Below are 19,950 nucleotides of genomic sequence, written 5' to 3' on the forward strand. Positions count from 1 at the left end.
CATATCACCTTACTTAGAGGACGTAGCGTGCTCTTTATCACCTTTCTTTGGCTGCTGCTCTAAACCGTTTTTACGACGGAAGTCTTTAATGAGCTTGTAATAAGCATTCGCCATCATCCAAATACTTTCTTTCTCATCCTCAAAGAAATCAATATTATACCCATCTAGCTTATTGTTTAATGATTTAAGATATTCTTTTAACACAATAGACCCGCCGCCAACAAAGTAGGCAATTTCCGTCTGGGAGTTTTTCTGCCAAACGTTACGCAGATGTCGGTACTGCTTCTTAGCAAGCTCCAATAGAATACGGTCGGTAATGTCATGAACACTCGTACGACTACCCTTGACCATGATATGGTTACGATCATTTTTCTTCGTAATAATATCAATTACATCACGACGACTGTCTAGTTCCACTCCGTGTTTTGTGCGAATTTCTTCTCTAATTTTCTCTAATGATTCCGCAACACCAATATTAAAGCCTTGCGCTTTATCATCATCTACGTTTCTATCTTTGATTACTGCGATATCAGTGGAAAGTCCGCCAATGTCCTGAATAATAATTCGCTTATCTATCAAATCTTTATTAGTAATGTTTAGGTTGTTATCCATTACTAGATTAATAAAGGAAGCAAACCCTTCCGGATACACCTTCACATCGTCAAACTTGATGTTGACTTTCTTACCTTGATGCTTAGGCGTCACTAAGAACTCTACCTGGTGTACAGAGCCTAGCAGCTGAGATCGGTAGCCTACATCCTTACCTTCTTTTACCTCTCTTAACGGCAAGCCTGTCCCTAGTGTGTATGACGCTTCGACAACACCGTTGTTCTGCTTGAACTGTTTTTCATTCTTATCCTGTACTGCATCTAATGCTAAGGATGCAAACAGCATTATTAATGTCTGGTCTTCCTCTGATTTACTGCTACCAGGGTCTAATTCAGAAGCATTATCACTTTTAGTTGCTAGGTTTCCTACACGGTAAATAACGTTGTTTTCCTGAAGGGCAGGGGAGTGAACTCGAATGTGGAGGCCATCAAGCGGGTCCTTCGTATCTAAATCTTCTATTCCGATAATAGGTCGGTCTTCTATGTCTCTAGCAATTACGTTAGGTATATATAATTCAGAATCTAAATCTCCATACAAACCTTTTAGAGCATCGTTACCTACATCAACTGCAGCTACTCTCGATTGACTCATATGATCCTTCCTTTCAATAGCACACTTATTTTTTGGTTACACTTCTAAAATATAGAAGATTCCTATAATAGTCAATCAGTCGTTTGGAGCACGCCCTTTTGTACACAAATTTGTAAACAATTAGTCTATTGTTGTACACATGTATTCAATATTGTACACATACCTTTATACCAACAAGTGTACGATTTTGTTTACTTGTTTACACTTTTGTATACATTATGTTTTCTTTTTGTTTACACGTTTACTTTAATGTATACATTCTAAATTTATTCTCCTGACTGTCGACAGCACCCATAAATCTCTCTGCTACTACACCTACTTATCCCTCTCTAATCACAATAGATTTCTGACAATTTATACTTATTTTACTCAAAAGGATGAAATTTCTGATATTTCTGTTATACTCACCAATAACGGAATATTAAAGGAAAATGTCCTTAAATAAAAAAGGAGGCACAAATGTAATGATCGATTCCCTGTTCAACCAGCATATAGAGTCGATACAGGATGACATTATTTTCATGCGACGACATCTGCATCAATACCCAGAATTGAGTAATGAAGAATACCAAACCTCAGCATATATAAAAGAAAAGCTGACACAATACGGTGTCGAATGGCAGGATGGATTTGCGAAGACTGGAGTACTAGGCATCATTCGAGGAAATAATCCAGGGAAAACTGTCGCATTACGAGCAGATATAGATGCTTTGCCAATCCAGGAAACCAATGACCATGCATTTATCTCCAAACATTCAGGTATTATGCACGCATGTGGGCACGACGCCCATACAGCCATGCTGATTGGGACAGGCTACGCTCTCCAACAAATGAAAGAACATATTGCAGGTACTGTACTGTTAGTATTTCAACCTGCAGAAGAGAATTCTCCAATAGGTGGCTCGAAACCAATGATGGAGGATGGCGTATTTTCGACATATACACCAGATGTCATTTATGGACAGCATGTGTGGCCATCTCTTTCGGTGGGGGAAATTGGCATAATCGACAAAGAAATGATGGGAGCATCCGATCGTTTTTGTGTCGAAATTTCTGGAAGTGGCGGACATGCAAGTATGCCACAGGAAGGGAACGACGCAATTATTATTGCCAACCAAGTTATTTCCGCCTTGCAGACCATCGTAAGCCGAAATATAAATCCTCTTGATGCTGCAGTTGTAACAATTGGACGCATTGAAGGCGGATATCGGTATAACGTTATTCCCGATAAGGTAACGGTTGAAGGAACTATTAGAACCTTTAAGCCAGAAGTAAAGAAGAAGGTAAAAGAACGCTTTTTCACTATTATTGAACAGACAGTTGCAGCCTTTAATGGAACGGCCTCCATAGATTACCTAGACGGATATCCAGCTACCATTAATACCCCTGAATGGGCACAGCAAGCAAGGGATACCGCTCAAAGAATGATGTCTCCCTCCTCTACCCCATATGTAGAGCCTGTTCTAGCCGGGGAAGACTTTGCTAGATATTTAGAACAATATCAGGGCGCCTTTCTTTGGTTAGGCACAAGGCTAGAAAATCAAGAGGAGCAGCGAGCGTTGCATGATTCAGGCTTCCAAATTAATGAAACAGCCCTACCGATCGGCAGTGCCTTTATGGCTCAACTGGCCTTTGATACGCTCCACACCTTACATCATTATTCGAAGGAGGAATAGCTTTGCCTGCTAGTGATTTTATAGAGGAGATTAAACCTAAGCTTATAGACTGGCGGCGATATTTCCACCAGAACCCTGAATTAGGCTTTTTAGAATACAACACTACCTATCGTCTTGCTAAGGAGCTTGAATCATTGGGGTTTTCTCTATGGATCGGCAAGGATGCCCTAAAAAGCGACGCTCGATATGGTGTACCTGGTGAGGAAACTGTAAGAGAGCATGAGCAGAAGGCAGCTGAAAATGGCATCCCCTCTCCTATCATGGAAAAGATGGTAGACGGGCACACAGGAGTCGTGGCAAGGATTAGTGCTCCCTCACCTGGAAAACATACTGCCTATCGCTTTGATATAGATGCTTTACCGATTACTGAATCGCAAGAAAGCACTCACCTACCTGCAGCGCACTCCTTCCGATCAGCTCATGAAGGTATTATGCATGCATGTGGACATGACGGTCATATGGCAATCGGGCTAGGATTAGCCACCTATATTTCTGCCCATATCGATCAATTGAAAGGTTCTTTTACTTTACTTTTTCAACCAGCGGAAGAAGGGGGAAGAGGTGCCATGGCCATGACTGATAGAGGCTGGCTTCACGATGTAGATGAATTCTATACAGGCCATATTGGTATCCAATCTCTCCCTGTTGGATGTATTGCTGCTACTACAAATGGTTTCCTCGCCTCCTCTAAGCTAGACGCTACCTTCACAGGTAAAGCCTCTCATGCAGGCATGAAGCCTGAAGAAGGCCATAACGCATTACTTGCAGCCGCAACTGCTGCAACTCAGCTATATGCGATTCCAAGGCACAGCGGAGGGGCTTCAAGAATAAATGTCGGTAAGCTTGAAGCAGGGCGCGGGAGGAACATTATAGGAGACCATGGTTTTCTTGAAATAGAAACAAGAGGATCCACCAAAGCGATTAACGAGTATATGGAGGCGCAGGCAAACCGCGTCCTTACTGCTTCTGCAGCTATGCATGCATCCCAGGTAGACATTACATCCGCAGGGAGGACCGAAGAAATACAATGTAGTCCTGAACTAGCATCCTATGTTCAAGAAAGCTGTGAAAACAGCCTTTACGTGACAAAGATACTTCGTCAAGCAGCTGTATCGGGTTCAGAAGATGCAAGCTTTATGATCAACGCTGTACAACAGCAAGGCGGCAAAGCAACCTATATGTTATTCGGGACTCCGCTGCCTCATACCCATCATCATCCTGCATTTGATTTTGATGAGGAAGTTTTAACAGCTGCGTTAGATACGTTTATCCATATTGTGAAAGGAGGTGGTTGCTATGACTGATATACAACAGTGGCTGAACAAACATCTAGTACGATTAAACCTAGTTGATGAAATGGATTATGAGAATGGGTTCTCTCGCCCAAGCTTCAGCTCAGAAGAAAAGCAAGCGCATGAGGTTTATACGGAAATAGCTAAAGAGCTCGGGTTGCATATTTATACAGATGAAGCAGGCAACCGATGGGCTACGTGGCACGTTGATTTCTATACTCCAACCATAGCACTAGGTTCTCACCTTGATACGGTATATGGAGGTGGTGGATATGATGGGGTTGCTGGTGTTCTAACAGCATTAGGAGCGATTAAGCTGCTTCAAGAACATAGGCTAGAGCCAAGGAAAAATATAGCTATTATCTGTTTTGCCTCGGAGGAATCAGCGCGCTTTGGTGTCTCGACTATTGGAAGTAAAGCGATTTCGGGCTTGTTACCAAAGGAAGAACTAGAGAGTGTTGTAGATAGTGAGGGAATTACACTGAAAGAGGCTATAGAGACATTTGGGCTGGACTGGAACACGATAGACAAAGCAGAGAAACCACAATCTGCGTTAGAAAGCTTTGTAGAGCTTCATATCGAACAAGGAACGCAAATAGAGGATCAGCAAGCAGACGTTGGGATAGTAAGAGGAGTAGCCTGCCCTATTCGGCTGCAGATAACCTGTCGCGGGATGGCGAATCATACTGGCACTACCCCTATGAACAAACGTGCTGATGCCTTCACAGCTATTGCTCCGCTCATTACTTATGTTGAAGAGCAGGCATTACAAATGAATGAACAGCTGGAATCTCCCCTTGTAGCAACGGTTAGTACAGCAGCTATTAAACCAAATGCCATGAATGTTATCCCAGGAGAGGTACAATTAGGGATTGATATCCGTTCAGTGAATGACGAAGCTAAGCATGAACTTGCCGAGCGCATTACTCACTATTGCAAAACAATTGAACAAAAAAGGGCTGTGGCAATCGACGTCCACACACTCGTTCATAACGACTCTGTTTTTTTGGACAACAGGATACAGCAAAAGCTCCAGAAGGCATCAGATAAATTACAAATGAAGTGGGTGGCTATGGATAGCGGAGCCGGCCATGATGTGATGAATATGGCGAATAAATGGCCCTCCGGCCTCCTATTCATCCCGTGTACAGATGGAATAAGCCACCATCCAAAAGAGCACACCTCGTTGTCCGATTTAGAAAAAGGGACACGTGTGATAGCTGAATTTTTACAGGAAGAAGTTAGGTGACGATCATGCAGACTACTATCGGGGTAATTGGACCCAAGGATTCTATTGACCGCATTATGTATGTAGCGAAGGAGTTTACCCATATCACCTTCGCCCCGTACACATATGAAACATTGAGTGAGGTTGGAGATATTCTAACGAAGCATCGGTATGAGGTGGACCAATGGCTTTTCTCAGGCGTATTAAACTACACCTACGCTATGGAATACGAGTTTATTACGCCTCAGGAAGGAACCTATCCACCGCTCCATGGTTCCAGCTTCTTTGGCATATTACTAGAAGCTCAGCTTACGAAGGGGACCGTTTTCCGCCGGGTTAGTACTGATACGATATCGACTGAGGAAATTGATAAAATACTGTCCTATTATCAACTTGAATCGTTACAGTATTATAACCACCCCTTTGAGCCAGGCATGAACACAGACCGCTTAATACATTTTCATGAACAACTGTATGCAGAAGGAAGAACAGAGGTAGTTATTACCTCCATCAAGGATGTATATCAAGCATTAACTGAAAAAGGTGTCCCCGTCTTTCGGGTAACTCCTTCCTATCTATCCATTAAGCTCATGATTCAATATTTAGAGGAGCGAGCTCAGTCCACGCGCTACAGAAATGCACAGGTAGCTATCATTGGCTGCAGAATAGAATTCAATCCAGATGAGCTTGAATCCTTATATTATTCTTTTAAGTCTAAGCATCATGAGCTGGACCTAAAGCGTAACCTTCTCCTATTCGCCGAAAAAATAAACGGTTCGCTCATGCAGCCTGGAGATGGCCTGTTTTTCCTTTTTACGACAAGAGGTGAATTGAGTGAGGAAAGTGATGATGAGCTATTCTCCCTAATGGAAGAAATAAAGCTCCAGGCCAATTTAAAGGCAAATATCTGTATAGGATTTGGCGAAACGGTATCACAGGCAGAGCAAAATGTGCGACTCTGCTTTCGAAATATACAGCAATATGACAAGCCCACCCTATTAGTGATGGATGATGATCAAACGATAACAAGAAAAGAAAAAGCGTCAGAGGATTTCTCCTATCACGCTACCGAAACGGGTGACTTGTGGCAGGAGAAATTGAAAGATGCCTCCATAAGCCCTGGCGTCGTTTCCAAGCTGTTATCCTACTGTAAACAATATGGAAGAGAACAATTTTCCTCCCAGGATGTGGCGAGGTGGCTAAAAGGTACAGAACGGAACGCCAGAAGAATTTTAGCAGAAATGGAAAAAGCAAACATCATCGCTCAATGCGGAGAAACCCAATCAGGTGAAAGAGGGCGACCGAGAAAGGTATTTTGTTTCAATGCATAATCATTCATTATTCACAACATGGAAAGGATGACAGTATGGCAAATTCAACGAACGCAACAGAGTATCAGAAACAGCCGAAAAGCAATGGAATATTAGGCTTTATTGAGAAAGCAGGAAATAAGCTACCAGATCCGTTTATGCTGTTTGTCTATTTAGCACTATTTATTATCTTACTCTCCTGGTTTGTTTCTAGCTTTGGCGTGACAGTAGTGCAGCCTGGCTCTGGAGAAGAAGTTGCCATCAAGAGTCTCGTATCAGGTGAAGGGCTGGAGTATATCCTGACCTCGATGCTTGAGAATTTTACTAGCTTTAAGCCGTTAGGGCTTGTACTGGCCATGATGCTTGGTATTGGAATCGCAGACAAAGTGGGCCTATTGGAAACTGCTATCAAAAGCACCATTCTAAAGGCTCCGCCTAAGCTAACAACCCTTGCAGTCATTTTCGTCGGAATCTTAGGAAATTTAGCTTCTGATGCAGCCTTTGTTATTGTACCTCCCCTTGCAGCTATGGTGTTTTACACCGTTGGCCGCCATCCTCTTGCTGGATTAGCAGCTGGCTTTGCTGGCGTTGGAGCTGGATTCACAGCGAACATCATCATTGCCGGCACAGATGCTTTACTATCTGGTATTTCTACGGAGGTCATGCAAGGATTAGACTCCAGCATAGAGGTTACCCCTATAGACAACTATTTCTTTATGATTGCTTCTGTATTTGTTTTGTCCATCGTCGGAGCATTGGTCACAGAAAAAATAGTCGAACCCAGACTCGGAACGTATCAAGGTGACATGAAATCAGAACTGGAGGAAAGCTCAGCTGAAGAAAAAAGAGGCTTCCGTAACGCATTTTTTGCGGGATTGGTTTATGTAGCACTGATTGTGGTTACAATCGTTTGGCCAAACTCTCCGTTACGTAGCGAGGATGGAAAACTAATTTCATCGCCTTTCCTGGACGGCATTATCCCAATTACGCTCTTCTTCTTTATCGTCATTGGCGTGGCCTATGGTATTACCGTGAAGAAAATCTCCTCCCCATCAGACGTCTCTAGCTTTATGGGAGAAGCGATGAAGGATATGTCTGGATTTATCGTGCTTATCTTTGCTGCTGCCCAATTTATTGCATACTTTGATTGGACTAATATCGGCACTTGGATTGCAGTGAGCGGTGCAGAATTTTTACAAGCTATGAATCTAACAGGTATTCCTGTCATTATCGGCTTTGTGCTCTTAACTGCCGTCATGAACCTATTAATCTTTAGCGGGTCTGCCCAATGGGCACTGGAGGCTCCTATATTTATTAAAATGTTTTACCTGCTCGACTATCATCCTGCCTTCATTCAAGCAGCATACCGCATTGCAGATTCATCCACTAACATTATTACACCGATGAATCCATATATCATTATTGTGCTTGCCTTTATGAAGGAATACGATAAAAAAGCAGGCCTTGGTACGCTTATATCCTTAATGCTGCCCTACAGCATCTGCTTTCTATCCGTATGGATCGTATTGCTTCTAGCCTTCGCTCTGTTAGGGATCCCATTTGGACCTGGAGTGAATATGTATATACAATAAAATGACAGAATTTTCTTGTAATAAGAGCCGCTTTATGGCTCTTATTTTTTTGACACATTCCCTTACAGCTTCGTTGACAAAGGGGCTTTGGTAGCATACTATATGTATTACACTTTCTATCAAATATATATATACCTTACGTATAATCTTGGAAATATGGTCCATAAGTTTCTACCAAACTACCGTAAATAGTTTGACTACGAAGGATTGATTCGTTTGCTGTTATAGACGGCAGACGTATATCCTCATAGTCAAACGACAGGTGTCTGGTGCACCTGTCGTTTTTGTATAAAGAGGAGGATAATGATGACGCTAGCCAAAACAATAATGAAAAAGCGTATTGCTGTTGCTAATAAAGATATACCTGCTGATATTGTCGTAAAAAACGGTTATATCATTGATGTGTTTAACGGGGAACTACTTTCAGGGGATTTAGCCATAGCAGAAGGATTGATTGTCGGCATTGGAGAGTACGAAGGGGAACACGTTATAGATGCTAAAGGACGATACGTATCCCCTTCCTTTATAGATGGACACGTCCATGTGGAATCCTCTATGCTCGTTCCCTCGGAATTTGCGAAGGTAGTCCTCCCCCATGGTGTGACAACGGTGATAACAGACCCTCATGAAATCGCTAATGTCAAAGGGACAGAGGGAATCTCTTATATGCTGGAGAATGCCGAGCGGAGTCCACTGGATTTTCTATTCATGCTGCCCTCCTGTGTCCCTGCTACTCCTTTTGAAAATGCCGGAGCAGCCCTGACAGCAGAAGACCTTACTAGCTTTTATTCACACCAAAACGTCCACGGCTTAGCAGAGGTTATGGACTACCCCTCCCTTCAAAGCGGTGAGGATGGAATGCTAGACAAAATGGTTCAAAATCAAAGCAAGCGCAGCCACATCGATGGTCATCTTGCCGGACTATCTTCACAAGCGATTAATGTATATCGCGCATCTGGTGTACAAACAGATCACGAATGCACAACAGCCGAAGAAGCAAAGGAGAGGCTGCGCCGTGGTATGTATCTCCTACTCCGGCAGGGCTCCGTTGCGAAGGATGAAGCTGCATTAATGGAAGCCGTAACTCCACACAATGCGAGAAGGTGCCTGTTTTGTACGGACGACAAGCATCTGGATGATTTAGTGGAGGAAGGTAGCATCGACTATAATGTCAGATTGGCCATTCAGCTAGGAATAGACCCTATTCAAGCTATTCAAATGGGGAGCCTAAACGCTGCAGAATGCTATGGGCTACACGATAAGGGAGCTATTGCACCCGGATACGCGGCTGATTTTCTATTATTAGACAATTTGGAGGAAATAACTATTGCAGAGGTGTATAAGGGCGGTGAGCTTGTAGCCGCAAACAATCAGTACGTGGAGCAATCACTGTCAGCCGCTGCGACTCCTTATACCTTAACTAACAGCGTTCATATCCCCTCGCTAACAGAAAAAGACATGAGGATTCCAATAGAACCAGATGCTCCTGCCCATATAATTGAAATAATACCGAATAACCTCGTAACCAATAAACGAATCGAATCTGTTGACGTACAGGGTGGCTTCTTTCACCCTTCCAGAGAAAAAGACCATCAAAAAATAATCGTCGTAGAACGCCATCATAAAACAGGTAATATAGGACTTGGTATTGTGAAAGGCTTCGGTTTTGAGACTGGTGCCATTGCTACAACAATAGCACATGATTCTCATAACCTAGTTGCCACCGGCACGAACGATGAGGATATTCATACAGCCATTCTTGCTATAGAAGCAATCCAAGGAGGTCTTGTTGTCGTGCAAAAGGGGAAGGTCGTTGTCTCGCTTCCATTACCAATTGGGGGACTAATGGCAGAACAGCAGTACGAGGAAGTGTACAGTGGGTTAAAGGAAATCCATAAAGCGCTGAATCACATAGGATTTAAAGGGGACTTTAATCCGTTTTTAACCTTATCTTTCCTTACCCTCCCAGTTATTCCTTCATTAAAACTGACCGACATAGGGCTGTTTGACGTCGAAACCTTTTCTCACGTATCCGTTACGAGTCCGATTAAGAAGCAAACGTCTATCTAGCGTATTTCCGAGGGAATAACCAAAAGCCCACACCTATAATAACGAGTGTGGGCACTATTATTGGTCAGACTCCCAATGGTTAAAATCGAGAAATTGGCGAAATTCGTCTTTAGATATCCCAGAATCCATCGCTTCCTTCGTAAGCTGGAGCCACTCCTTATCCAGCATTTCCTCTTGCTTTTGCAGCTCATGAATCGGCACCTGTAATACATTCGCAAGCCTTGCCAGGATATATACAGACGGGTTTGTTTTGATATGCTGCTCAACTGCCTTTAGGTAAGGCTCAGCCACCTCTGCCCGTTGCGCTAATTCCTCTAAGGACAAGCCTTGCTGCTTTCGATAATACTGTATTCGATCTCCAATCATTCCTACTCCTCCCAACAGTTCAATCGCAGCGAGGGACCTCTTCTTTTTCAAGAAATGCCCGAATATCCTCGATGCTGTATCCCATCCATTTGGCCTCCAGAATTAACTCAATCCATTCTGGGTCCAGCCTGACTTGTTCCCCTTTAGTCATCGCATGTAGCCTCCTAAGATTAGTAGGTAAAGCACCCTATGTACGTTCTAGCTGTTATCCTTTTTCTCTATTAACTCCGCTCGGACAATCAGCCGATGCGTTGGATCCTGTCCAGGGTCACACGTTATGAGCGTAATAACAGATGTATCCTCCACATCGTCTAACACAGAGAGATTAGTAGGCAATACAAGAAACGTGTCTCGCACTGTATATTTATACGATATTCGCCCTGCATTTATTGAAATGTCATCGCCTGTTTGCACCTCATCCAAGCGATTGAACAACTCTCCATGACTATACCCTCGATGTGCCGCTAGCGCAGTATTCCCATCCTCGCCTATCATTCCTGTTCCGCTCAGGCGTCCCACCGCATATTTCAAATTGTCCTCTGTCGCACCATTGACAATAGGAAGCTCAAGCTCAATAGAAGGTATACTGATTTTTCCCAGCAAAGCCTGATCCGCCACGGAAGCGTTCCTGGTGGTCGATTCCGTTATTGCGCCTTCGTCAAGCACTGCATTTAATGCATCGTAACGTCCAGCCATGTCCCCTTCGAGAGATACATCCTCGACGCCCTCCGCCTCCAAACGATCCAATAGCTGATGCTGCTGCCGCTCACCATATAAATCCTGCACAAAGGGATACAGAATCAACCCTATCCCAAGTATAAACACAGTCCCCGCAAACCATCTCATGCGCATACGAATAGTTACCTATTCTAGCTCCCTTCTATCAGCCTCTCTTTCTAACACTTGACGAAACACAGGATTCACCTCAATAGGAAGCACAGGCTCAGAAGATAAATCCTCCCCGCAATAAGGACAATCCCATTCCCCTGTCCCCGAACTGCTAAACGAAGCACGATAACACACAGCACACTCTTTCCGAACCACCACAACCACCCCCATACAAATAGAAAAGGAGCACCTAACCGCCGATACTCCCTTCCTCAAACACAAACCCTATTCCATCCTTCTTCGACGATACGAAACCACACCAAGCGTCGCCCCTCCTAACATGAGCAACCCACCAATAACATAGAACATCGTAGGAGCCGACTCACCTGTTTGCGGCAGCTGCCCTGACACCGGAGATGCATCTGGCTCAGAAGGCTCTGCCGTTCCCTGATCCCCATCAGGAGAATCTGTTCCAGGTCCCCCGTCAGAAGGCTTTCCTTCTGCTGTAAAGGTGAAAAGTACAGAGGTGGCTAGACCTTGGAATTCGTTGCCGGATTCGTAGGGGAATTCGACTGAAAGCGATAACTCATCCTTATCGTTTACCCCAAGACTTCTAAGTGACATCCCTTCAAAATTACCAAAAGTTCCTGAGTACAAAACTTCTCCTGCTTGCGAAACACTTAATAATAATTGGTTAAATAGTTTATCAGAACCGCTTATCATTTTTGATGCCATATTATAATCAAAATCAATGTTTCCATCATTTTGAATAACTAACGGACGAGTCATTGTATCTCCTGGCTTTATGTTACTGATCTCAAACACTCTCTTGGCAGGTGAGGTGCTTATATCAATAACTGGGTCACTATCAATTGCTTTTGTTTCTCCAAAGGGTGAGACTAGTACAACAAACAACATTATTACACTGTATATAGCTAATAGCTTCATAACATTGATGTTTTTCAGCATTTCTATACCTCACAAACTATTTTTTTATAGAAAAAGACGGGGAAATCCCCCGCCTTAACTTATTGCATTATCTAGCTTCACCAGCAGTTTGCATTCCTTCGAATGTCCATTCAAGGGATAGAGAGTCACCTTGGAATTTGTTTTGATCTTGACCATTATCTACAAACTCATATTGTACATACATTTTATCACTTGTTCCAGCTTCAAGTAGTCCGCCTCGCTCTGCGAAGAATTGACTCCAGAAATTCCCTTCAATTACGTCTGGGTCCATATTTTTCAGGTCTGCTAAAGTAGTCGTCCAAACTGGAGCATCAAGTTTATCAGCATTAATTAAGAAATTTACTCTAATATGTTCACCAAAATCTTCTCCACCATTATTACCGTTGCCGTTTACAGTGTAATCAGTTGTTAAGTCAATGCTGCCAATATCAAGACTACCGCCATTAACAAGGTCAAAGGAACGAAGCATTGTATCACCAGGTTTTAGGTTATCCACATCAATAACAGTAGTTGGATCAGCACTTAAATCCAATGTACCTGCAGCAAATGAACCTGTAGCTTCTGCAGTATCACTAAAGTATGCATAAGTTCCTCCACCAACTAAAGATAAACCTAGTGCCGCTGACGCAATTCCTAAACCTAATTTTTTCTTAAGACCCATGAATGATTCCTCCTAAAAAATATGTTTTTTTATATTGACCCTTGCATGTATGTACAAGGAGAACAACCAATTAAAGACTTGATGACTCTGGTTTGCTTTCTTCTTCAATCTTGGATATGGCTTGCCATATAGTGAAGCCGGAGTATGCAAGTAACAGCAGCCCAGGTACAAGCAATAATAGTAGAGATCCTAACTTGGAATTAGCAAAAGAAATAAAATACCCGATATACGGAATGGTGAAATCAGCATACTTTCCAACTACATTATCTGATAACACAGGTTCTAGATCGGGTGCGTTATTATTGTCACCCTCTGTCTTATAGGTAACGTTATCCCCCTTACCATTTACTTCTACAATACGGTGGGTAACTAATATTCCTTCTTCTTTCTTAAAGGTAATTATGTCACCAGTTTCATATGTCTGACCTTCTTCTTTCGGCTCTATTGCTATAACTGAACCAGTCATAAAAGTAGGTTCCATGGAGCCTGACAAGACACTCATGACCTTATGCCCCATGAAGGAAGGCTCACCACCAGATGCTTTGGAGACAACTACAACTAACACCATAAATATTAAGACTGTATATAACAGCACGGAGAACACTGTGCTTATTATGTTTTTCATTGTTTATCCACCTGACCTTTTTCTAATTCTGAAGCAGGGTCATCTTCGTTTGGAGTACTTTCCTCTTCATCCTTTTGTTGATCATCTTCCTTAGTACCTTTACCAGCAGATTGAATGTCTTCAGTTTCATCATTTGAAGAAGCTTCTTTCTCAACAGCTTCTTCCTCCTGGCTGTTATCTATTTGTTCAGAGGCTTGTTTTTCTTCTTTATGATCCTCTGATTGTTCTTTTGAGGGAGGCTCTTCTTTTTGAGGTTTATTATCCTTGCTTTTTACTTCGTTATTTTTCTTATCAGCAGAGTTTGCTTCCTCATCTCTTTCTCGCTTTACCTCAGCTTTTTCTTTGGTGTTGCTTGCTTTTTCTGTTTTCAATTTTTCCTGGTTTTCTTTCTTTATTTTTTCTTTTTCTTTTTCTCTTTTAAGCAACTCCTCTGTAACTTTTTCTATTTGCGTTGTAGTGCCATCAACCACCTGGTTCATTTTTTCGATTGACTTGTTTATTGTTGATAGTTTTTTTGTTTCTTCTGTTGAAACAAATGTATTTAGCGTCTCTTTTATCTGGGTTTCCGTGAGTATGGATAATGAGGTATCTTTACTTCCTATATTTTCGTAAAACTCAAATATATGTTTTATCTCAGAGTTATTCATTTCCTTGTGATTCTTAACTAAAGAAAGGATAGAATTTACTAATACTTTGTATTCACCTTCTAAGCAGTGAACATCTGCTCTTTCTGGATATGTAGAAAGTTCTAGCAAATCCTTCGTTAAATTTGGCAGCTCTTTTTTCATTAATTCAATGGTTTCCAGAATTTTCGTTTTCTTATTTTCCAAATTATCGATTTTAGCTAACGCCTCAGTTTTATGATTGGTTAGCTCTTCTTTTAATGCCGATAATTCCTTTTCTTCTAGAGATTGTAACTTGGGTAGTTTTTTCTGCTCACCGCCTACAATCGCAGTTTCTTTCTTAGCTATCTTTTTCTTTTGTTCAATAATGGAAGCCAAGCTTCTTTTAATGTCATTCATTTGGTTTTCAATAGTACTTGGAAATACCTCGCAAGCATTTATAGTAAAATCATCTTTATCTTGGTCAGTAAATTGACTGTGAGTATTTCCTACTAATTGAGAACTGGCTCCGACAATCATAGAGCTTACAGCAAGTGTTGATGTAATTTTTTTTGAAGCATTTAGCCTGTTAATCCTTTTGATTCTTTTTAACCTAACACTTCTCTTTTCCAGAAAGATTCCTCCTTTCGCAGGGTTGAATCTTTGTTGTTCTTAATACCGAACTTACAATTTGAGTATATAACCCTTCTCCATAAAAGAAAACCGTCATAATCACCGGTATTTCTTTATAAAGAACAATCCAGCTTCCATTTCCTCTCATTTGCTCCTGATATCTTACTTTTTCGTTTTTTATAAAGAACATTATAACCATTATAACGAACAGCACCGCACGCCTACTTCAACAAATCAATTAACATTCTCAGCTTCTCTTTATCTACGTTAGCATTGTCCAGTTCAATAGCTAACTCTAGCGTTTCTCGATCTAAATGGGTTGCTTTAATGGAGGTGCAGGTAGTTTCATCGATAAATAAAGAGTACATGTTTACATCTAAGGCTTTGGCTATTTTCTCTAAAACTTCTATGCTTGGGTTTTGCTGCATGTTTCGTTCTAAAAAGCTTAAATAAGACTTGGACACTCCGGACCTTTTTGCCAGCTCGGTTAGTGATAAACCTCGTTTCGTTCGTAAATCTTTAATTTTCGCTCCATCCATGTTTTATTCTCCTCTTTGCAAAGGTTGCAGGTATCGTTGTATTTAATAAAGAACGTACTTAATTAAGAACATCCTGTGTTAAAAAAAGCGCCTTGTCTTTAGAGGCACGTTGCACAAATTGATAGGATTGTTGTGTTTGTTTATATTTGTTGATGTAATAAAGGCGTTTCATAATAGCTTGCCACTGTCTATTACCATTCTTCAGCTTAAATTGATACGTGTTGGCAGTCCTATCTAATATCCCTTGAAGAACGAATCGTTCTGTTCCAAACTCAAAATGGAGCTCATACCAAAACGCTTCCCCTTTCGGCAGGGTTAAGTCACTTTGAAAGAATAAGATTCCTGCGTCTATTTGGGTGATGGGAATGATGGTGCAGTTAGCTGATACATCCATATCATAACACTTTGTGATATAAAGCCTTCCCTTACATATCCAGTTCATGGCTACACCTCGTTCTATATATAAATCTTATTTGTTCTTTTTTAAGAACTATTTATCATTATACCGTCTCCCTTTTACAAAAGTAAATGGGAAATTGTCTCTTGTTTCTAGATAAGGAAACGGGATGTGTTTACATGGGAACAGCTTAAGAAAAATGTGAGGAGGAAAAAGATTGGATATACGTCATTTACAGTATTTTATAGAGGTGTCAAGGTTCCACAGCTTCACGAAAGCAGCGGAACAGCTTTATATAACGCAGCCAACGATAAGTAAAATGATTAAAAACCTGGAAATGGATCTTGGGGTGGAGCTTTTCGATCGTTCGAAAAAACAGCTTGTGCTCACAGATGCTGGCCGCGTTATATTAGAGCAGGCTAAAGCCATCGATAAAGCATTTCAAAACCTTGAAACAGAGGTGGATCACCTGTTAGGGCTGGAGAAGGGGCATATACGAATTGGTGTCCCACCAATCATTAGCTCTAGCAGGTTTATGCAATTGCTTCGAGCATTTCATGAAGCATACCCTAATATCACTTTTCAGCTTGTGGAGGACGGCTCTAAGCGGATTGAACATGATGTTAGTCAGGACAAGCTCGATATCGGTTTTGTCGTGATGCCGACACAGGACGACCTTTTTCACCACTTTTCCTTTATTAAAGAAGAGCTGCGTCTTGTCATACCTCCTACTCATAGGTTAGCTGCAAAGCAAATGGTGGAGCTTCAAGAGCTTCGAGAAGAATCGTTTATTATGTTTAATAATGGGTTTGTGCTGCATGATCGTATTTTATCTGCTTGTCATCAGGCGGGATTCCACCCACATATTATTTCCGAAAGCTCCCAGTGGTATCTAATCGAAGAAATGGTGACCTCTGAATTAGGCATCGCCATCCTTCCTGAGAGTGTTTGTACATATTTGCAGAGCGATGTAGTATCCGTGCCAGTTACGAAGCCAAGCATCCACTGGCATTTAGCTATGATTTGGAGCAAGAATTTGTATCTTTCTTACGCAACAAAGGAGTGGCTTCGCTTTAGCCAGGATAAATTAGCAGAAACAAACGAATAAGCGGCAACAAGACAGCCTCTTCCTTCTAGTGGCTGTCTTTTAACTCCCCTGAAATAACTGGCATATACATTCTATCCCCCCATTAGAAGACCAGCTATGAAGAAATTTAATGAGTGTAAGCAGTTACATAGATATTGTCTATGGTTCCAATGAAAGATTGCTATTTTACCCCGACATTAAAGGAAGCCTATACTGGAAATGTACGAAACAACGTTGTGTAGGAAAAAGACATGTCTTTCCTGTTAACCGATTATAAATTGAGAAAGGGTCGAGGGAAGATGGAAGCAAAGAAAGCGAGAGAAAGTCTCATCGTGAGTACAGATCAAGTACTTGTTAGCGATTTAAATAACTATAACACCTTATTTGGCGGTGTGCTGATGAAAAAGCTTGATAACAACGCGACCTTATCAGCGAGGCGGCATTCTAGAGTGAGAGAATGTGTAACAGCCTCTACTGATTCTATTCACTTTCTGCATCCCATACAGCAATCCGATTCGGTATGTGTCGAATCGTATGTTTCTTATACTGGAAAAACATCTATGGAGATTTTTTGCAAGGTGATTGCTGAGGATATGCTCAATGGTAATAGACGTGTTGCCGCTACTGCATTCTTAACGTTTGTGGCGCTTGATGATGATAAGAATCCGGTTGAGGTGCCAGAGGTTATTCCAGAATCAAAGGAAGAGAAATTCATTTACGAAACGGCGCCGGAGCGAGCGGAAGAGCGTAAGGCCCGTCGCAAGAAAAGTAAGGAATTAGCTGAGCATATAACGCTTATTAAACCGTGGGATGAATATTAAGAAAAGGGGGCTAACCCATGACATTAAGCAGTCTGGATGAATTGTATCGTGCCAAAGCAGCTATAGAGAATGTAAAAGCAGAGGAGCCTGAGCTCTATGAAAATATGCTCCATGTCGTAAGCTTGACCCGTCAGCTTCAAATTCCATATCACTATATGGGGTGCAAGCTGTTGCATCCCAATTCGAGTACGCATGAACCAGCACATGTAAAAGGGTCTGTGCTTGACCTTTATCACCAGGAAATAAACAAACTGTTAAATGAGAGCCAATTCCACCTCTTGCGTGAGGTGCTTCACACACACCAGCATATTGGCTACGCTAAATTCAGCCTTCTGATGCTCGGAGCACGACCTGAAAAAATTAAAGGCTCCACCATTATTAAATAGAATTCACCTCAGGCTAAGCCTGGGGTATTTTTTTACTCGTGCTAAAACTTGTAAAATATGATACGCTCAATATAACGATAGGAGGGATTCCATGTCTCAAACAAAGCTATCCGTCAAAGATCACAAACACACCTACACGTATGAGATAAAACGTATGACGATGTATCAGCAAAGTAAAATAATCGAACTTACAGATGAACAGAATGAAACTTTTTATATGTTCTATTATAAAAATAAGTATTTAAACATAGTGAAAGCGAAGCCTTTTAAGCCGGACTCCCACATTGCCAATGCTTATCAGCACGGTATAACCTTTCCATCTCCTCACCCGTTTATTGATGCCACTCTAGCTGCATCGGATGTGTACAAAAAACACCGCTTCAATGATTTGTTTCCAAGACTACAAAAACAGTTTTCCAATCAAGAAACGACAGTAATCGCCACTTTTTTCGAATCCTTTATCAAAAAAGAACAGCTCGTCCGCTTTATAAAGACGCTCTTCTACGATGACCGTCGATCCGGAAAAATGTTTGCATGCTACCGGATGTACCGGATTCTCGAAACTTTTGCCCCCACACACAGCTGGGTGCGCTCGCTTGCTGGCGAGCTGGAATTTAAAAAATTTAGTCCACTTTACGAAAAGCTTGATCCATCACTTTGGGATAAAGACCCCTTCTTTATGGAAAACACTTTATGGCAGGAGCTTTCGGACGAAAACAAGTACAACCAGCTCATAGCTTTCCTTCAACGACAAGGGAGATGGCTAGAGGAATTAGCCGTTTGTATAAAGCGCGTGGAGATCGAACCAGCAGGCTCTTCCTATCCATTACTCACAGATAAATTACGCGTCCACTTTAGCGGTGATGCCTATACGACCGTGCTGGAGGACCTCTATAGCCGAATACCTGCCTCCCCTCCACTCCAGTCAGATTTATTGGAGCAATATTTAAGCCAGGATGCACCGGAGAAGGCATTGAAGCTCATAGCTACTCACGACCTTACCTTAGAGGAAAAGCAATTACAGCAGTTTAATACGATTGTCGACCATATCGATTTAGCCTCGGGCTCCCTATCGCTTGAAGAGTTGAATCATGTCATCGCTTCCCTCTTCACCGTCATTCCGAATCAGGCTAGAACCTTACTAGAGAAGGCGATACGGATACTAATGACGGATCATGATTTATCCTATATCAAGGATTGGCTAGATCCTTTAGCCACCATTCCAGAAGCGCAAGAGGTCGTTCAACAAATCGAGCGCATGCAGGCCTTTCAGGATGACCCGAACCATCAGCTGCAGCTTGGAGAGCTGTATTACACGTTTAACCAATTAAATCAAGCTATTGAGTGCTTCAGCTTTGAAATGGAATTAAATGAGCACAATCCAAAGCCTGTCCAATGGCTCTCAAAGCTTTACAATGAGCTCGGCATGAAGCAGGAAGCCAAAGCGTATCAAAAGCTATACGTGGATATGGTAGAAAACGCCCAATAATGAAATGGAACGCGTATGGTAAGCGTCATAAAAAAAGCTCCCAATCCTTTTGTAAAGTGTACCCTTTGTAAAGGACATTTAAAAAAAGGCTAGGCTGACTTAAGAAGATGATCTCTGTATTCTACAGGGGTCATCTTTTTTAAGTTCCACTGATAACGATAATTGTTGTAGTAGATCAT

22 protein-coding genes and 1 riboswitch are annotated in these 19,950 nt (G+C 41.9%); of the genes, 10 read left to right on the plus strand and 12 right to left on the minus strand.

Annotation, left to right across the window (positions count from 1 at the left end):
* Positions 1-9 precede the first annotated feature (9 nt).
* The gene (locus tag ACFFGV_RS12040; protein ID WP_377348156.1) at positions 10-1,200 is read right to left on the minus strand and encodes an Alp7A family actin-like protein; all 1,191 of its coding nucleotides are present in this window, start codon (positions 1,198-1,200) and stop codon (positions 10-12) included.
* A gap of 464 nt (positions 1,201-1,664) precedes the next feature.
* On the opposite strand from ACFFGV_RS12040, the gene ACFFGV_RS12045 reads away from it, so the two are divergent.
* From ACFFGV_RS12045 to ade, 6 genes are all read left to right on the plus strand, one after another.
* A complete protein-coding gene (locus ACFFGV_RS12045) occupies positions 1,665-2,876 on the plus strand; it encodes a M20 metallopeptidase family protein (protein ID WP_377348158.1) in 1,212 nt (403 codons plus the stop codon).
* 2 nt (positions 2,877-2,878) lie between these two features.
* Positions 2,879-4,180 (plus strand): amidohydrolase, encoded by a 1,302-nt coding sequence (locus ACFFGV_RS12050; RefSeq protein WP_377348160.1) that lies wholly within the window; start codon positions 2,879-2,881, stop codon positions 4,178-4,180.
* Positions 4,173-5,417 (plus strand): M20 family metallo-hydrolase, encoded by a 1,245-nt coding sequence (locus ACFFGV_RS12055; RefSeq protein ID WP_377348162.1) that lies wholly within the window; start codon positions 4,173-4,175, stop codon positions 5,415-5,417. The genes ACFFGV_RS12050 and ACFFGV_RS12055 overlap by 8 nt, the downstream gene beginning before the upstream one ends.
* A gap of 5 nt (positions 5,418-5,422) precedes the next feature.
* Complete coding sequence (locus tag ACFFGV_RS12060; protein ID WP_377348201.1) at positions 5,423-6,727, plus strand: hypothetical protein; 1,305 nt, start codon at positions 5,423-5,425, stop codon at positions 6,725-6,727.
* Between the two features lie 35 nt (positions 6,728-6,762).
* Complete coding sequence (locus ACFFGV_RS12065) at positions 6,763-8,298, plus strand: AbgT family transporter (RefSeq protein ID WP_377348164.1); 1,536 nt, start codon at positions 6,763-6,765, stop codon at positions 8,296-8,298.
* Positions 8,299-8,416: 118 nt separating this feature from the next.
* Positions 8,417-8,518: riboswitch (purine riboswitch) on the plus strand.
* An 86-nt stretch (positions 8,519-8,604) separates the two neighbouring features.
* Complete coding sequence (gene ade / locus ACFFGV_RS12070) at positions 8,605-10,368, plus strand: adenine deaminase (protein WP_377348166.1); 1,764 nt, start codon at positions 8,605-8,607, stop codon at positions 10,366-10,368.
* A gap of 57 nt (positions 10,369-10,425) precedes the next feature.
* Here ade and ACFFGV_RS12075 read toward each other — a convergent pair whose 3' ends face one another.
* The 10 genes from ACFFGV_RS12075 to ACFFGV_RS12120 all read right to left on the minus strand — a co-directional run bounded on the left by ACFFGV_RS12075 (position 10,426) and on the right by ACFFGV_RS12120 (position 16,033).
* Positions 10,426-10,734, minus strand: a complete 309-nt coding sequence (locus ACFFGV_RS12075) for a helix-turn-helix domain-containing protein (RefSeq protein WP_377348168.1) — start codon at positions 10,732-10,734, stop codon at positions 10,426-10,428.
* Positions 10,735-10,753: 19 nt separating this feature from the next.
* Positions 10,754-10,885, minus strand: coding sequence for an anti-repressor SinI family protein (locus tag ACFFGV_RS12080; protein WP_377348170.1), 132 nt, complete (start codon positions 10,883-10,885; stop codon positions 10,754-10,756).
* 47 nt (positions 10,886-10,932) lie between these two features.
* On the minus strand, positions 10,933-11,586 hold the full coding sequence (locus ACFFGV_RS12085; RefSeq protein WP_377348172.1) for a class D sortase: 654 nt from the start codon (positions 11,584-11,586) through the stop codon (positions 10,933-10,935).
* 12 nt (positions 11,587-11,598) lie between these two features.
* Positions 11,599-11,778: a hypothetical protein gene (locus ACFFGV_RS12090; protein ID WP_377348174.1), complete on the minus strand. Its 180-nt coding sequence runs from the start codon at positions 11,776-11,778 to the stop codon at positions 11,599-11,601.
* A 69-nt stretch (positions 11,779-11,847) separates the two neighbouring features.
* Positions 11,848-12,531, minus strand: a complete 684-nt coding sequence (locus ACFFGV_RS12095; protein ID WP_377348176.1) for a TasA family protein — start codon at positions 12,529-12,531, stop codon at positions 11,848-11,850.
* A gap of 67 nt (positions 12,532-12,598) precedes the next feature.
* Positions 12,599-13,192 carry a CalY family protein gene (locus ACFFGV_RS12100; RefSeq protein WP_377348179.1) on the minus strand — a complete coding sequence of 198 codons (594 nt, stop codon included), beginning with the start codon at positions 13,190-13,192 and terminating at the stop codon, positions 12,599-12,601.
* Between the two features lie 70 nt (positions 13,193-13,262).
* Positions 13,263-13,817, minus strand: a complete 555-nt coding sequence (gene sipW / locus ACFFGV_RS12105) for a signal peptidase I SipW (RefSeq protein WP_377348181.1) — start codon at positions 13,815-13,817, stop codon at positions 13,263-13,265.
* Positions 13,814-14,959: a hypothetical protein gene (locus ACFFGV_RS12110; protein ID WP_377348183.1), complete on the minus strand. Its 1,146-nt coding sequence runs from the start codon at positions 14,957-14,959 to the stop codon at positions 13,814-13,816. Before ACFFGV_RS12110 ends, sipW begins: the two co-directional genes overlap by 4 nt.
* Positions 14,960-15,273: 314 nt before the next feature.
* Positions 15,274-15,591, minus strand: a complete 318-nt coding sequence (locus tag ACFFGV_RS12115) for a helix-turn-helix domain-containing protein (RefSeq protein ID WP_377348185.1) — start codon at positions 15,589-15,591, stop codon at positions 15,274-15,276.
* 58 nt (positions 15,592-15,649) lie between these two features.
* Positions 15,650-16,033, minus strand: coding sequence for a hypothetical protein (locus tag ACFFGV_RS12120; RefSeq protein ID WP_377348187.1), 384 nt, complete (start codon positions 16,031-16,033; stop codon positions 15,650-15,652).
* 172 nt (positions 16,034-16,205) lie between these two features.
* Between ACFFGV_RS12120 and cidR the strand changes: the two genes are divergently transcribed.
* The 4 genes from cidR (at position 16,206) to ACFFGV_RS12140 (ending at position 19,771) form a co-directional block, all read left to right on the plus strand.
* Positions 16,206-17,096 (plus strand): cidABC operon transcriptional activator CidR, encoded by an 891-nt coding sequence (gene cidR / locus ACFFGV_RS12125; RefSeq protein ID WP_377348189.1) that lies wholly within the window; start codon positions 16,206-16,208, stop codon positions 17,094-17,096.
* Between the two features lie 278 nt (positions 17,097-17,374).
* On the plus strand, positions 17,375-17,896 hold the full coding sequence (locus tag ACFFGV_RS12130) for an acyl-CoA thioesterase (protein ID WP_377348192.1): 522 nt from the start codon (positions 17,375-17,377) through the stop codon (positions 17,894-17,896).
* Between the two features lie 17 nt (positions 17,897-17,913).
* Positions 17,914-18,282 carry a hypothetical protein gene (locus ACFFGV_RS12135; protein ID WP_377348194.1) on the plus strand — a complete coding sequence of 123 codons (369 nt, stop codon included), beginning with the start codon at positions 17,914-17,916 and terminating at the stop codon, positions 18,280-18,282.
* 91 nt (positions 18,283-18,373) lie between these two features.
* A complete protein-coding gene (locus ACFFGV_RS12140) occupies positions 18,374-19,771 on the plus strand; it encodes a tetratricopeptide repeat protein (RefSeq protein ID WP_377348196.1) in 1,398 nt (465 codons plus the stop codon).
* Positions 19,772-19,860: 89 nt separating this feature from the next.
* Here ACFFGV_RS12140 and ACFFGV_RS12145 read toward each other — a convergent pair.
* The coding region (locus ACFFGV_RS12145; protein ID WP_377348203.1) for an IS3 family transposase at positions 19,861-19,950 on the minus strand (90 nt) is incomplete at its 5' end.

It is taken from the genome of Pontibacillus salicampi (assembly GCF_042434395.1).
Classification (GTDB): domain Bacteria; phylum Bacillota; class Bacilli; order Bacillales; family BH030062; genus Pontibacillus; species Pontibacillus salicampi.

Bases quoted from the DNA above. Each gene is read 5' to 3' on its own strand.
- ACFFGV_RS12040 (WP_377348156.1), bottom strand. From the start codon at position 1,200: ATGAGTCAATCGAGAGTAGCTGCAGTTGATGTAGGTAACGATGCTCTA.
- ACFFGV_RS12045 (WP_377348158.1), top strand. From the start codon at position 1,665: ATGATCGATTCCCTGTTCAACCAGCATATAGAGTCGATACAGGATGAC.
- ACFFGV_RS12055 (WP_377348162.1), top strand. From the start codon at position 4,173: ATGACTGATATACAACAGTGGCTGAACAAACATCTAGTACGATTAAAC.
- ACFFGV_RS12060 (WP_377348201.1), top strand. From the start codon at position 5,423: ATGCAGACTACTATCGGGGTAATTGGACCCAAGGATTCTATTGACCGC.
- ACFFGV_RS12065 (WP_377348164.1), top strand. From the start codon at position 6,763: ATGGCAAATTCAACGAACGCAACAGAGTATCAGAAACAGCCGAAAAGC.
- ade (WP_377348166.1), top strand. From the start codon at position 8,605: ATGACGCTAGCCAAAACAATAATGAAAAAGCGTATTGCTGTTGCTAAT.
- ACFFGV_RS12075 (WP_377348168.1), bottom strand. From the start codon at position 10,734: ATGATTGGAGATCGAATACAGTATTATCGAAAGCAGCAAGGCTTGTCC.
- ACFFGV_RS12080 (WP_377348170.1), bottom strand. From the start codon at position 10,885: ATGACTAAAGGGGAACAAGTCAGGCTGGACCCAGAATGGATTGAGTTA.
- ACFFGV_RS12085 (WP_377348172.1), bottom strand. From the start codon at position 11,586: ATGCGCATGAGATGGTTTGCGGGGACTGTGTTTATACTTGGGATAGGG.
- ACFFGV_RS12095 (WP_377348176.1), bottom strand. From the start codon at position 12,531: ATGCTGAAAAACATCAATGTTATGAAGCTATTAGCTATATACAGTGTA.
- ACFFGV_RS12100 (WP_377348179.1), bottom strand. From the start codon at position 13,192: ATGGGTCTTAAGAAAAAATTAGGTTTAGGAATTGCGTCAGCGGCACTA.
- sipW (WP_377348181.1), bottom strand. From the start codon at position 13,817: ATGAAAAACATAATAAGCACAGTGTTCTCCGTGCTGTTATATACAGTC.
- ACFFGV_RS12110 (WP_377348183.1), bottom strand. From the start codon at position 14,959: ATGATTGTCGGAGCCAGTTCTCAATTAGTAGGAAATACTCACAGTCAA.
- ACFFGV_RS12115 (WP_377348185.1), bottom strand. From the start codon at position 15,591: ATGGATGGAGCGAAAATTAAAGATTTACGAACGAAACGAGGTTTATCA.
- ACFFGV_RS12120 (WP_377348187.1), bottom strand. From the start codon at position 16,033: ATGAACTGGATATGTAAGGGAAGGCTTTATATCACAAAGTGTTATGAT.
- ACFFGV_RS12130 (WP_377348192.1), top strand. From the start codon at position 17,375: ATGGAAGCAAAGAAAGCGAGAGAAAGTCTCATCGTGAGTACAGATCAA.
- ACFFGV_RS12135 (WP_377348194.1), top strand. From the start codon at position 17,914: ATGACATTAAGCAGTCTGGATGAATTGTATCGTGCCAAAGCAGCTATA.
- ACFFGV_RS12140 (WP_377348196.1), top strand. From the start codon at position 18,374: ATGTCTCAAACAAAGCTATCCGTCAAAGATCACAAACACACCTACACG.